This window comes from Seongchinamella unica, from assembly GCF_004354085.1.
Taxonomy (GTDB): Bacteria; Pseudomonadota; Gammaproteobacteria; order Pseudomonadales; family Halieaceae; genus Halioglobus; species Halioglobus unicus.
In genome coordinates, this window is record NZ_SMSE01000006.1 from 1 (window position 1) to 12082 (window position 12082).

General features: G+C 57.0%; 11 protein-coding genes and 1 pseudogene. 5 read left to right on the plus strand and 7 right to left on the minus strand.

Features of this window, described 5'->3' with window-relative positions; all coding sequences use genetic code 11:
• The first annotated feature begins 175 nt into the window (after nt 1-175).
• Both E2F43_RS18330 and E2F43_RS18335 read left to right on the plus strand, forming a co-directional pair.
• On the plus strand, nt 176-610 hold the full coding sequence (locus E2F43_RS18330; protein WP_133215467.1) for a hypothetical protein: 435 nt from the start codon (nt 176-178) through the stop codon (nt 608-610).
• Between the two features lie 88 nt (nt 611-698).
• The gene (locus E2F43_RS18335) at nt 699-2774 is read left to right on the plus strand and encodes a TonB-dependent receptor (RefSeq protein WP_133215469.1); all 2076 of its coding nucleotides are present in this window, start codon (nt 699-701) and stop codon (nt 2772-2774) included.
• Nucleotides 2775-3320: 546 nt separating this feature from the next.
• On the opposite strand, the gene E2F43_RS18340 is transcribed toward E2F43_RS18335, so the two are convergent.
• The 4 genes and pseudogenes from E2F43_RS18340 to E2F43_RS19485 form a co-directional block, all read right to left on the minus strand.
• Entirely contained in the window at nt 3321-3605 is a 285-nt protein-coding gene (locus tag E2F43_RS18340; RefSeq protein ID WP_133215471.1) for a sll1863 family stress response protein, read from the minus strand.
• 379 nt (nt 3606-3984) lie between these two features.
• Nucleotides 3985-4068: pseudogene (locus E2F43_RS19575) on the minus strand (IS6 family transposase); the annotation flags it as partial.
• A 60-nt stretch (nt 4069-4128) separates the two neighbouring features.
• Nucleotides 4129-5307, minus strand: coding sequence for a N(5)-(carboxyethyl)ornithine synthase (locus E2F43_RS18350; protein ID WP_238947017.1), 1179 nt, complete (start codon nt 5305-5307; stop codon nt 4129-4131).
• A 191-nt stretch (nt 5308-5498) separates the two neighbouring features.
• Nucleotides 5499-5630 carry a hypothetical protein gene (locus tag E2F43_RS19485; RefSeq protein WP_275259699.1) on the minus strand — a complete coding sequence of 44 codons (132 nt, stop codon included), beginning with the start codon at nt 5628-5630 and terminating at the stop codon, nt 5499-5501.
• 400 nt (nt 5631-6030) lie between these two features.
• Between E2F43_RS19485 and E2F43_RS18355 the strand changes: the two genes are divergently transcribed.
• The 3 genes from E2F43_RS18355 to E2F43_RS18365 all read left to right on the plus strand — a co-directional run bounded on the left by E2F43_RS18355 (nt 6031) and on the right by E2F43_RS18365 (nt 8446).
• Nucleotides 6031-6942 carry a DMT family transporter gene (locus E2F43_RS18355; protein WP_133215473.1) on the plus strand — a complete coding sequence of 304 codons (912 nt, stop codon included), beginning with the start codon at nt 6031-6033 and terminating at the stop codon, nt 6940-6942.
• 122 nt (nt 6943-7064) lie between these two features.
• Entirely contained in the window at nt 7065-7844 is a 780-nt protein-coding gene (locus tag E2F43_RS18360; RefSeq protein WP_133215475.1) for a hypothetical protein, read from the plus strand.
• Nucleotides 7845-8200: 356 nt separating this feature from the next.
• Nucleotides 8201-8446, plus strand: a complete 246-nt coding sequence (locus E2F43_RS18365; RefSeq protein WP_133215477.1) for a CorA family divalent cation transporter — start codon at nt 8201-8203, stop codon at nt 8444-8446.
• Between the two features lie 39 nt (nt 8447-8485).
• Here E2F43_RS18365 and E2F43_RS18370 read toward each other — a convergent pair whose 3' ends face one another.
• From E2F43_RS18370 to E2F43_RS19145, 3 genes are read right to left on the minus strand one after another with little or no spacing between them, the layout of a single operon-like run.
• Complete coding sequence (locus E2F43_RS18370; protein WP_133215479.1) at nt 8486-10123, minus strand: FAD-dependent oxidoreductase; 1638 nt, start codon at nt 10121-10123, stop codon at nt 8486-8488.
• Nucleotides 10120-10512, minus strand: a complete 393-nt coding sequence (locus E2F43_RS19140; protein WP_165954399.1) for a cyclic nucleotide-binding domain-containing protein — start codon at nt 10510-10512, stop codon at nt 10120-10122. Before E2F43_RS19140 ends, E2F43_RS18370 begins: the two co-directional genes overlap by 4 nt.
• Nucleotides 10509-12017, minus strand: a complete 1509-nt coding sequence (locus E2F43_RS19145; RefSeq protein ID WP_165954400.1) for an NAD(P)/FAD-dependent oxidoreductase — start codon at nt 12015-12017, stop codon at nt 10509-10511. The genes E2F43_RS19140 and E2F43_RS19145 overlap by 4 nt, the downstream gene beginning before the upstream one ends.
• Nucleotides 12018-12082: the final 65 nt, after the last annotated feature.

Genomic DNA, 12082 nt, shown 5'->3' on the forward strand with positions numbered 1-12082 from the left:
TCTGGTCAGGGCTCAGCATTATCGGGAGCTCAGGGTTAGTGCGTTCGCTGAATGGAGCAGGGTGGTTGCTTGAGAATCAAGGTCGGATTAACGCTGTCTCCAAAAGTTAACTTGCCGATACCTCCATGGCTGCCGCTCATGCTAAACTTGGCGACCCTTTCAGCGGGCGCCTGTCTTGATTTCACGTTTCGCCGCACATCGCCGCAATGCAACACCGCCACAGCGCGCCCTGGTTCTCCTGGCGCTGCTGGCCTACGTGGTTGCGGGGGCGATTGTGCCGCAGGGCCATATGGCGGCCCCGATATCCAGCGGTACCCCGTTTCACCTCTGCCCCGGCGATTCGCGCAGCGCCCAGATCATCGCCGCGCTGCCTATGCCGGCAGGGGAACATCATCACCGGCATCACGGCCATCACGATGCCGGCGGTGTCGATAAAACCGCCGCGGATCCTGGCTGTACATTTGCCGGGTTTGGCAGCGCTGTCGCGGATTTCCAGGCCGGTGTCCTGGAGAATCGCGGGGTCATAGCACCTGCGCCCGCGAGACGGTCAACACCCGGCACACTGTCGCCGGCCTGGCTGCGACCGCCAGCACGATCGCCCCCCGCCTGATACTCCACTGAACAACTAACAACGATGTCCCGGCCGCCCTGGCGGCCCGGGTTGTTCGTGCGCGCCTGCGCACCCAAGGAGTAACAGAATGCGAATAAAGAGTATCTGCGGCGGGCTCACCGTTGCACTGCTGACGCCCATGGTGTCGGCACAGGAACTGGAAGAACTGGTGGTGTCGAGCCGGCATGACACCCGCACCATCGACGTGGCCGACACACTGTCGGTGTCACCGGATGTGGCAAAGCTGCTACGCGAGGCCCCCGGAGCCAATGTGAATACCAACGGGCCCATTACCGGGATTCCCCAGTACCGAGGGATGTTCGGCCCGCGCATAGCGGTATCCCTGGACGGCAATCAGCTGGCCCCCTCAGGGCCCAACTGGATGGATCCGCCTCTGTCCTATGCAGTCTCTGCCCAGCTGGAATCACTGGAAGTATACCGCGGCATAGCGCCGGTCAGCGTCGCCCAGGAAGCGATCGGTGGCGCCATCGACGCACGCAGGCGTCGCATCGACTTCGGCAGCAGCGACGCCTTCACTGTTGAGGGCAGGGTGGCCGGCAGCGCGCAGTCCGCCAATGCGGGTTACCAGCTTGACGCCGACTTGCAGGCTGCCAATCAAACCCAACGTTTCAAAGTGGGGGCCATGCTCCAGGATGGCGATGATGCCGAGTTTGCCGGCGGGGAAATCCTGCCAAGCCGCTACGAACGTCGGCGCTATGACATTGGCTACGGCCTGCGCCTGGGTGATCACAGTCTCCAGGTTGAATACGGCTACAACGATACTGGCGAATCCGGTACGCCTGCGCTGCCGATGGATATCGACTCCTTCGAGGGCGACCTGTACGACCTAACCTACCGCTTTGCGCCCGCTGGCGACCTGGCGCTAACGACCTCCTTCTACGCCTCCGATCTTGATCACGACATGACCAACTATCACCTGCGACAGCCCCCCGGGCTGGCCATGTGGCGCCAGAACATTGCCACCACCGATAACCGTGGCTTCAAACTCAAAGCTACTCTTAGCGATGATGCGGGCACCTGGACAGCTGGCATCGACGGTTTCAGCGAGGACCACGATTCCGATATCGACAACCCGAACAGCCCAACGTTTTTTGTGGTGAACTTCAACGCCGCCGAACGCGAGGTACTGGGCGCATTTATTGAGCGCCAGCAGGACCTGGGCGGTCAGTGGTCCGGCGAGCTCGGGCTGCGGGTAAATCGGGTCAGCACAGATGCCGGTGAGGTCAATGGCACTCCCGCGATGATGATGCCGCCGGCACAGGTATTGCGAGATACCTTCAATGCGGCCGATCGCAACCAGCGCGATACCAATGTCGACATTGTCGCCCGGCTCGAGTACGACATGTCACAGTCGCTGAGCCTTTACGTTGGACTGGCGCAGAAGCAGCGCTCGCCTAGCTACCAGGAGCGCTATCTCTGGCTGCCGCTGGAAGCCACCGGCGGGTTGGCCGATGGCCAGGTGTATCTCGGCAACATCGAACTTGATCCGGAGCGCTCTCTCGGCCTGGAGTTTGGTATCGACTTTCAGCAGTCCGGCCTAAGCCTACACCCTCGACTGTTCTACAGTCGGGTCGACGACTACATCCAGGGTACACCCTTGGGTACCAAGCACCCGGCCACGATGATGGTGCGCATGATGAACATGGCCAATGGCGGCAACAGGGCCGACCCGCTGCAGTTCAATAACGTCAATGCCGAATTGTATGGCTTTGATATGGACTGGCGCTGGCAGCTGTCCCCGAGCTGGTCGCTATCGGGGCTGGTGAACTATGTGCGCGGTGAACGTCGCGATGTTAGCGACGACCTCTACCGCATAGCACCGACCAACGTGGCCAATCGCCTGACCTTCGCAGCGAACCGGTGGGATGTCTCGGTCGAGAGTGTGCTTTACGCCTCGCAGGACAGGGTCAGCGGTACCAATCGTGAGCCTGAGTCGGCTGGCTACGGAGTTATCAACCTGAGCGCGCGCTGGCGGCTTACACCGGCGCTGGAGCTGGCGGGTGGAGTGGACAACGTGTTCGACAAGACCTATCGCCCACATCTTGGCGGATACAATCGCGCCCGCAATCCCGACGTCGGTATCGGCGAACGCCTGCCGGGATACGGCACCAACGTGTTCGCCCGGGTCAGCTACACGTTGTGATTTCCGGCACTGCGAGTAGGGGTGCATCGCCCCCCTTTTATATCGATGCGCCCTTCAGGTGCCGGAAAGCGTATGACAAGTTGAATTTCCAAGGCGGCTGAAACCAGGAGGTGTGTTTCAAGCAACCGACCTGCCCCACTCATTGAACAAACTGACGCTGAGATTCCGATAATGTTCGACCCGAATCAGGTGCCATCCGGGATTGAACAAATTCCTGGCAGCGGCATGGGCAGGCAAAAATCGCTCAACCTGGTCGACAGAACTGAACTTCCGCATCCTGCGCTATCCTGGCCGGTTAGCCTCTTGTGCCTGTCAAGCTGGACATTGTCACACTGTTGAATTGCGCCCAAAATTGACCCTGCAGTTGCACCGAATATTGTCCCGGGTGAATTTCGCCAAGTGCCAGACGTCGGTGCATATCTTTGCGGAACGACGGGTCACTCCGTTATGCAAATAACCCCTCAAAATGGATCAGATTCCGATGCAAATCAACAGGCTACGCTGAATGATTCGACCAGCGCTAGAAATTTCCGGCAGCCGATGTTCCTATAGCTGGGACTTGAAGTAATTGTAAGAATGCTTGAATGCATCACTGATTTTTTCCATTTCCACGACCGTATCTTCCCATGCATCGTCTCCGGCTTTCTTGAGCTCATCCAGTTTGGCATTTGCCTTGCTTGATTGTGCCCGCAGATCAGACATTTGCTGCGTGTACTTAGCCTGCATTTCCTTCTTCGCGCTCTTGGATTTATCCGCCAGCTTGTCGATCTGTGCGTTCATCTCGTCGAGTTGGGATTTCATCTTCGCGACGTATTCATCTCTTGTTTTCATAGGTATATACCTTTCTAAGTTTGCGGACGGGATCGTGAAATGAGTCACCAGCCCAAATTGGCTGCGACAGTATGGCTGGAAACCTGCGGTCTTTCTGTTCGCTACCATACATTGCAAGGCTGTTTCGATAGGAAACCAGGTTCAGTGTGCGGGGCGTACAGACGGTGATCCGCCACTGAGTCATCATCGCACACACTGACTGACGTCACAGCACCTGCCGTGATCAGATCAGGAACTGTCACTAATGCGTCAGCGTACTGTCCAATGACTGACGGTCAAACCGGAATTTAAGGGGAAGGATGTGGACTGGCGCCCAATATTGTCCCCTGTTGGCACGAGTGGTTCCACTCAAATGTCTAACTAACCCATTGAAGGAAAAGTCAATTTTGACGATGACTTCGTCGATATAGAGGGTATCGCCGTACCCACAATGCTTGCGTTTCAGCCTTCGAGCGCACACGGCGCAAGGCTGCGCAGGGGTCAATACAGCCTCAAAGCTTCGATGATCAATTCTCGTTTCTCACTAAATGACCGCATGCGGGTAGTCTGGCTGTCGATTCTGGAATGCCAGAATATCTGTTTTAAGTATCTCCCCTTTATCGATATTTATCGCTCTGCGAATGGTCTCATTCTTCTGCCACGCGTCGGCGCCTGACACAATCGTAGGTAAATGGACAATCAACGCGGCCGAGATGGATCTAGAGGCACTTTCCCAGAAATAACTTGGCGTGTGATCTACCGCGTAGTAATCCACCCTCTCAACTTGAAACATCGGCTCCTTGAAGGTAGTAGGTTTAGCGAAGTAGAAACCCATATTCTCGTCGCAACTGACATCAATAATCAGGCAACCCGGATTGAGGCAGGCTTTCTCTTCTTCAAGAACAAAATCAATGGGATTGTTGGTGTCCTGATAGGTGCCGTTAATAATAATGCCGGCCTCGTTGATCAATTCAGTTAAAGGCCTTTGCGAGCCGTCATGCTCAACAACAATCAGGCGTGCTTCATCCTCCCCTCCCATTCTCAATCTCACATAGTGACAGTCGAGCACTTCTTCGCGGACTTCGTGGTCAGGCCGCTGGATACAGATCGTAATGTCGCGAAACCCATGCGCCTTCAGCGCGTAGATCGCGCCACGGCTCACCGCGCCAAAGCTGAAAATGACGACTTTCCGCTGGTTACCATAATGTCCATCAATTCCCTTTATTTGCAGCGCGTGAATCACTCCACAGTAGCCGGCCATCTCATTATTTTTATAGAAGGTATGCCTGCCAACCTGACCTTGTGGACCCCAGACAAACATATCCTCAAAGGCGATAAGAGTCTGTTTTCGATCTATGGCAGTTTGGGTGATCTGTTGCTGCTGTATGCAATGGGGATACCCCCACAGAACGCCATATTCGCGAAGCTTCTGAAAATCCTGGAGCAAGGGCTTGGCGATTATCACCGCGTCCATGTTCTCCAGTAACTCGTCGCGTGAAGCAATCCCACCAACCTGCCTGGCAAGCTCTAGATCCGACACGCCAAATCGCTCACCATAACCCGCTTCAAAAACCAGCTGTTTGCGCAGTGCCCCGGCCAGCCGCGGCAGGTGCTCGGGGTGAATTGGCACCCGTCGCTCATCCTCCTTCCTTGATGTTCCGATAACGCCTACTGATAATGCATTCAATGTATTTCTTTTGCCTCCGTAGAATTTTAAATTCATAAAAACCGGCGCCAGAGAACGGTTCCAGTAATATTTTTGGCAGCAGTTTGCGGTGAGCCGGGTGATCCATCAGGAACAATAAAAACCGTAGTCGGAAGCGCAGAGAAAACTCCCTATCTGTGAACCCGTGGTGATGATGCGGATAAAGCCCCCGAATTAAGCTTTATCGCAAACTGAAAAACTTGCTGCTTTCAGCTGTCCTTCACGATGAATGGGGTGTGCCCGCCAGCATTCTTTTTTTCCCGTTTCGCTGCTTTTCTTTCCTTGGCGGTAAGGGTGGATGGCTTCTTGGATTCCTTATTACTACGCTGATTTTTTGACATGATGGTGTCTCCGAGCCCGAAACAGGCGTGCACGGCCAAGACAGGCCTTGATGCCTCTCCACTATAGACCTATACAGGCGTTAAATCCGTTTTAATTCCTGCTGGCCCGGCACATCGTCCTAGACGCCCTGATGACCGCGGTGTGGCGACGTCGACTGCTGAGCGGTGTCAGTCCCGGGGCCTTCGAGGCGGCCTCATTGTGAGGCTGGCCGGTATTTCTTTATCGGGGGAAGTCCACATTTTTACATGACAGACTCAGGTCCAAAGTGGTTTACTCAACCCGCTCATTCGGTGGACGACTCCTTCGGTTATGAAGCGTGAAACGAGTGCTGAGAACTTTGTTGATGGCCTGTTCAGCACACCGAATTTTGCCAATTTGATTTTCCCGTAAGCGCCGCCCATGCAAGCACCACAACCAAAACACTGGATATTGCTGATACTGCTGAGCCTGGCATGGGGCTTCGCATTCTACCTGATTGCAGTCGCGCTTGAGTCATTCCCGCCGCTAACGATCGTCAATATACGCCTCGCGGTCGGGGCGGTGACCCTGTTCCTGGTAATGCATTGGCAAGGGCATCGCCTGCCACGGGAGTCAGCTTGGTGGTGGCGATTCGCATTGCTAACAACCATCGGCAATCTGGTTCCCTTCTCGCTGATTACCTGGGCAGAGACAGAGATCAGCAGTTCACAGGCTGGCCTGCTAATGGCCTTGATGCCGATCAGCACCATGGTGCTATCTCACTTCTTCGTTCATGAGGACTCGCTGACACCACGCCGACTGTGCGGCGTTATCCTCGGGTTTGGCGGCGTGCTTGTGTTGATCGGAGGGAAGGCGTTAATGGGCATTGGCGGCAGCGCATTGCTCGCACAACTGGCAGTGATCGGGGCAACCCTGTCCTATGCCAGTAACGCGGTGTACACCAAACGCTTACCACCCATAAATACTATCGTGGTGGCCACCGGCTCGCTTGGCATCGGGACCGTGCTGCTGTTGCCATTTAGCCTCTACCTGGAGCACGCGTACTGGGTGGCCCCCTCTTTCAATGGACTGGCCGCGACTCTGACGCTGGGCGTCGTCTCAACGGGGCTTGCAACCTGGATCTATTTCCGGCTGATATCAGACTGCGGCCCCTTATTTCTGTCTATTATCAACTACATTATCCCTGCCATTGCCTTCGCCGCCGGGGTAATCTTCCTGGGCGAGAGCGCGCAGCTTAGTCAGTTCGCCGGGTTGCTGTTGATTCTGGCCGGCATAGCACTAACCCAAAACCGCTCACCGGCATCAAGAAATTTTGCCAGGGAAGACGCGTAGCTGGCTTATGCAAGGCCACTAAAGCATTCGATCCGGGTGAACGTGCATTGTGTGCGCTACACTCATTAATTAGCCGGTTATTAACCAATACAAAGCAGATTCCACCGCACAGAGGGCACCTTATGGCCGAGCAAATAATCCATGTAGCGGAAAACTTTTGGAATATCCGGGGCTCCTTCCGAATAGGGGGCGTTGTGGACATTGGCACTCAGGCCTCACTTGTCCAACTGTCCAGCGGCAGTTTCCTGCTTTTGGATTCGTATTCAATCAGTGAGCCCCTGCGAAAAGAAATCGATGCTATTGTGGGCGATGGCGAAATCGAAGCCATCTTGAACCTGCATCCCTTCCATACGGTACACGTGCAACGCATGCATGAATTGTTCCCCGATGCACGTCTTCATGGTACCCAGCGGCATCTTGATCTATTCCCCGAACTGCCATGGGAAGAGGTGCGAAGCGAAGACCAGGAGCTTCATGATTGGTACGCCGACGAACTGGATTTCACCATCCCGAGAGGTGTGGATTTCATTTCCGCCAATGAAAACATTCACTTTGCGTCCGTCCTGGCCTACCACCGGGCATCCGGCACCATCCACGTGGATGATACCTTGATGTATATACGTCTCCCGCGCCTCCTGAGCCTTGTCGGTTTGTCCGACCGGGTCAGCTTCCATCCCACACTGGCAATGGCGCTGGAAAAACGAAAAGGGGCCGCCGCGGAATTCAGGGAGTGGACGAAGGAATTGTCTGACGCCTGGGGCGAGGCTGAAAATCTCTGTGCCGCACATTCCGGCAACCTGTTAGCCGAATCCAATCGTGGGGCCTCAATCGGCGAACGCATACGCAAAGCCGCAGATCGCTGCGAACTGATTCTCGGGAAGCATCAGCGCCGCTACGGCTGAAACGCGTTGCCAGGTTCGCTGCTTATGACAGCTCAACTATATTGTTGCCAGTTGCTGCCTGGATAAATCTCCAGCGGTTCGCCATCAATACGCATCAGCTATAGCCAGCGATTGTCGAGTGTGGGCTGGCGTCCAATTCTGACTACTTATGGCATCGAAATCTGGCCAGGCCACAAACTGGATCGGCATGTATATCAGACACCAAGCATGTTGATTTGCACCCAAATTTGACCCTGCATTTGCACTGAATTTTGCCCCGGGTGAAGGGCGCCAAGTGTGTGACATGCGGGCATATCTTTGCGCGTAGATGGATCACTCCGTGATGCAATTATCGCTTCAAAAAGGGTCAGATTTGGATGCAAATCAATACCCATGAGGAACTGGTGACCCGGGTGTCGGAGGAAATGAACCGGCGCTCTTACGTGTTTACGGTGGTGGCGACCATATTCCTTCCACTGGGTTTCTTCACCGGCCTGATGGGTATCAACGTGGGCGGCATGCCAGGTGTGGACGCGGATGCCGCGTTCTGGATAGTAGTGGCCATGTGCGCCGGCATCATGGTGGCGCTGGCACTGTTGTTTCGCCTCAATCGATGGCTTTAATCAAATCCATCCACGTGAGCAAATAAGGCCTGCGCAATCTTATTCGAGCGGGCTGAGGAAGCCGCAGGGGCACAGCTCGATGCACTTGCCACATCCCTCACAAATATCGGGATCGAAGCTAAAGTAGTTGCCGGGTGTGGGATTCTCGACGGGCGTAAAGCTGCCGGCATTGCAGTACATCCAGCACTGGAAGCAGCCCAGGCACGAACCGCAGGACAGGCAGCGCTCGGCCTCGGCCAGGAACTCCCGTTCACTGATCGTCTCAGCGACTTCGAGCGCGGGATTGCGCAGGCGCAACTCTGCGCTTGCCTCGTGGTCGGCGACCCGGTCGATGTGAACGTAGCGTTCGGTCTTGACCTTTGGCGATTCGTGTTCCTCGGAGCTTTCGGAGGGTTCGATGTCACAGGCCCTCAACGCGGCCTGCTTCCCTTCGGCGATGGCGGCGCTGGCGATTCCCTGATGCAGCACGTCGCCACCTGAACTGACTCCCGGAGGTGCCGCCTCAGGGCCTGGACCTTCGGGTACCGCCTGCTCCAGCCCCTGCCAGTCGGGCTCCTGCGAAACCGCAATGACCACCGTCGTGGCGGGTAGCTCCGTGGCGCTGTCCTGAATGGGCTCTGGCACATGCCGGCCGCTGCCATCGGTCGGCCCGGTGCGCATGTGCTGTACGACCAGTCCGCGCAGCTCGCCTGATGGGGCGTGCAGGATCTCCAGGGGAACGGTCAGCCCCATGAACTCGACGCCCTCGGCCCGGGCCTGTTCGATCTCCGCAGCGATGGCCGGCATCTCTGCGAGTTCGCGCCGATAGACGACGGTGACCTCGGCCCCGTACCTGCGCCCGACACGCGCCACGTCGATGGCGGTGTTACCGCCGCCTATAACCAATAGCTGATCTCCGGCGGATATGGGCTGTTCGGTGTTATGGCGCTCCAGGAATTGGGTGCCGGTCCATACGCCGGGCCCGGTTTCGCCCGGCACATTGAGCATGCGGGCCCGTTGCGCTCCCAGACCGAAAAACAGGGCCTGGTGCCGGTCCCTGAGTTCATCCAGGGTCAGGTCCCTGCCGATGCGAACATCGGTCTGTATCTCCACCCCGAGGTCGACGATCCGCTGAATTTCCCCGTCCAGCACGTCGTGAGGCAGCCGGTAGTCCGGCACACCATAGCGCAGCATGCCTCCCGCGTGTGGGTGCCAGTCATAAACGGTGACCGCGTGACCACGGCGTGCCACCTGGTAGGCAAACGAGAGTCCTGCTGGACCGGCACCGATCACGCCAAAAGAACGACGCTCTTCGGCGGGCGTGAGACAGGGCAGTTGCAGGCCCTTGTCCAAGGCCCAGTCCCCCAGGAAACGTTCCATGCTGCTGACGGCGACCGCCGAATCTGTATCGCTACGATTGCACTGCGACTCACAGGGGTGGGGACAGATTCTGCCCATGACTGCGGGAAACGGGTTATTGTCCACGATCCGCTCCCAGGCCTGGGTGTAGGCGTCCTCGGTGGACAGTCCCATGCTTTCGCGCTGCGCAATCGGGGCGATCCAGTCACGGATGCTGGTCCCGCAGGGACAGTTGTCCTGGCAGGGGGCCACCTTGGGTGCCAGGTCCGGTTTCAGTGGACTAAAAGCGAAGCCCTCCCCGGACGGAGGGGCTCCCTTGTCAGTGGCGTCGGTGCTCATACACCACCTCCCCGCTGGCTTTCCAACTGTTGCTTCAGGTGCGCGATGTTACCATCCAGGTTGCGTACGCGATGGCACAGTACTTCCAGGACACTCATGGCCAGGGAAGGATCCTCCTGGATGCGCCGCATGAAGGTCTTGCGATCGATGGTAATTGCGCGAACGGTGCCGCGAGCCTTCACGGTAGACGACCGAACTGTATTCTCGACGATAGCCATTTCTCCGAACAGCTCACCCGCTTCCATGGTATCCACAACGGTGGGCCGTCCTTCCTCCATGCGGATAACATCGGCGGTACCCTGTTGGATGATGTACATACAATCGCCCACTTCGCCCTCGGTGATGATGATTTCACCGTCCTGGTATACGCGGCCCAACTCTTCGTTCACGATGCGGTTACCCCCCGTTTTCTCGCAGACGGCAAACGCAGGTTTGCCGCGGCGAGATTCCATAGCAGCCGGGATATGAATACAGGGTGTAGCGTACGCAGCAACACTTCCCGATAAGGAGCGCTGCCTGTAAACACGTCCCACAGTACACTGCTCATTCGCGGTGCCACGCCGGCACCGTATTGCTCCTGTTCTGTCATTCTCAGTACGCCCCGTCGGGCAAAGGTCAGCCTCTGTATCAGGTGGCAGACACCGAATACACATTTCCCGATCATGTTGTCGAATACGATCTTGCGGCAGGCAGGCCAGTAATGTTCTTTGAAATTGCGCTCGGAATAGCCGTACAGGGCTACGCAGTTCGCCGCCGCTTTCGCGGTTCGATAGGCCGAGCCGATGCCATCCTTGTAGAGGCGAGCCACGCCACTGTCGCCAATGAATACGACGCGATCGGCGTAGGGCTTGCGGGCGTGGGTGACGTTGAGCCGCGGCAGGCACTGGCAGATGTTCTGCGGAGGTCGGTTGTCCGGGAAGCACCTTCTGACTTCTTCGGCATTCAGGAAGGCATTCACCAGCCCCTCGTCCACCTTGTCGCCCAGCATGACCAGTGTCACGTAGTCCCCCTTGGGAATCAGCGCGGCGAACTGCAAATGCGGCAGGTCCAGCAGGAACACGTTCATAGAGCTTCCCAGGTGCCGTTCCACGGCGGCGGCACCGAGTTTGAATTCGGCCACGAATGACTTTGCCATTTGCGGGCGACTGAAGCCGCGGCCGGTCTGCTCGACGAGTCCGAGCAGGGCACTGTTGAGCCCGCTGGCAACCACCACCAGGTCATAGGATTCCTTGCGGCCGTCTGCCAGTTTAATTTGTGGGTGCCCGCTGTCGAAATCCACCGAGGTAACCATGTGGGGTCGGTGATGGGCGCCTGCCCGTACGGCCTCCCGCAGCAGGTAGTGATCAAAGCCGGTGATGTGGGATTGCTCGGATTTTTTCGGCCCATGGCCTCGGTAAACGGCCGCGATTCGTTTCTCCTGCAGGGGCGTGTCGATCCTGACGCTGCCGACGTCCATATGCATGACATACGAATCTATGCCGCGTTGCACGGTTTCATCCGGAAGAATAATGCCGTCCGCGGCCAGCAACTGCACCAGTGATTCCGAGACGACGCCGCCGCAGTGGTTGCACCCCGCCGGACCACAGTAGTTGAAGTTTCTCGGTTCGAAGATGTCCAGCTCGATGTGGGTGCCGATGCGTCGCAGCGTGCGCATCAGGAAACGGGAAAACAGGGTTCCTGCGGGACCGCCTCCAACTACCGCAACACGATTGCCGTCGGTCAGGCAGAGACCGTCGGTAGAGTGGGGATCTGGTGCGTTGTTATGTCCGGATCCGCTGCCGGTCCCGGTCCGCCACGAGTCCGGGTCGGTAAGAATGCGAACAGCCTCGGGCTGAACCTTATTCCCGTCCTTTTCGTCGGGCCTGGAAATCTTATTGTTGTATTTCTGAACCATCCTCCCTCTCCTTTCACCTACTGGATGATTCCTATATTTAAGCTAACACTAGTTTTCTGACGGAT

Coding starts and splice junctions, on each gene's coding strand:
- E2F43_RS18335 (WP_133215469.1), top strand. CDS start 699: ATGCGAATAAAGAGTATCTGCGGCGGGCTCACCGTTGCACTGCTGACG.
- E2F43_RS18340 (WP_133215471.1), bottom strand. CDS start 3,605: ATGAAAACAAGAGATGAATACGTCGCGAAGATGAAATCCCAACTCGAC.
- E2F43_RS18350 (WP_238947017.1), bottom strand. CDS start 5,307: ATGAATTTAAAATTCTACGGAGGCAAAAGAAATACATTGAATGCATTA.
- E2F43_RS19485 (WP_275259699.1), bottom strand. CDS start 5,630: ATGTCAAAAAATCAGCGTAGTAATAAGGAATCCAAGAAGCCATCCACC.
- E2F43_RS18355 (WP_133215473.1), top strand. CDS start 6,031: ATGCAAGCACCACAACCAAAACACTGGATATTGCTGATACTGCTGAGC.
- E2F43_RS18360 (WP_133215475.1), top strand. CDS start 7,065: ATGGCCGAGCAAATAATCCATGTAGCGGAAAACTTTTGGAATATCCGG.
- E2F43_RS18365 (WP_133215477.1), top strand. CDS start 8,201: ATGCAAATCAATACCCATGAGGAACTGGTGACCCGGGTGTCGGAGGAA.
- E2F43_RS18370 (WP_133215479.1), bottom strand. CDS start 10,123: ATGAGCACCGACGCCACTGACAAGGGAGCCCCTCCGTCCGGGGAGGGC.
- E2F43_RS19145 (WP_165954400.1), bottom strand. CDS start 12,017: ATGGTTCAGAAATACAACAATAAGATTTCCAGGCCCGACGAAAAGGAC.